This is a genomic window from Streptococcus sp. SR4 (assembly GCF_000517725.1).
Classification (GTDB): domain Bacteria; phylum Bacillota; class Bacilli; order Lactobacillales; family Streptococcaceae; genus Streptococcus; species Streptococcus salivarius_F.
Window position 1 is genome coordinate 1 of record NZ_AZYW01000016.1, and the last position, 679, is coordinate 679.

1 protein-coding gene is annotated in these 679 nt (G+C 39.3%); it reads right to left on the reverse strand.

Annotated elements, in window-relative coordinates; genetic code table 11:
* Positions 1-679, reverse strand: a 679-nt coding sequence (locus tag HMPREF1519_RS01995; RefSeq protein WP_037611086.1) for an adhesin isopeptide-forming adherence domain-containing protein, incomplete at both ends; no start/stop codon positions are given.

The following is a 679-nucleotide window of genomic DNA, read 5'->3' on the forward strand; positions in this document are numbered from 1 at the left end:
ATTGTTTACACGTTTTTCAGTTGGTTTGCTTGGTTTTTCAACTTTCTTAGTTGTTGGGTTGTAGTAGTTAACAACTTGAGCCGCAGTATTTTCGATATCTACACCACCAGGTACATCAGCTTTAACTGTTGTTGGGATGTCGAACTTGTAGTAACGTCCAAAGGCGAATTTAGTTGTGTCGATAACTTGTGTGTTTTCTGCATCGCCAAGTGACTTAGTGAAGCCATCTTTAAGTGTTGCAGTAATCACACCGTTGTTCACAGTGATATCAAATTTATCTGTTACTTCTGCGCCTGTTACTGAATCGTAAGCTTTAATCTTCGTAGCGTCAAGATCCAATTTAGTTTCATCGTAGTCATCTGAGATTCCTACTGATTGGATGTTGTCTTTGTTAGCTGCGTCGAATTTAGTTGTATCAAGCCATACTTGGTAAACCAACTTGTCGCCACGTTTAACAGTCTTAGTATTCAAGTTTTGAGCTTCGTTGTTGTTTGTATTATCGACATATGGGTTCGCATTTGTATCTGCGTACTTGTCTGCCAATTCTTTATCGTCATCAACGAGCTTATCACCAGTGATATCGAATTTCTCTTCAGAAACAACATATTTCTCTGGTTGGAACTTAGGTTCTTCCGGAGGAGTTACACGGTTGTTAAATTCTTTGTCCGCAATGTCGCCA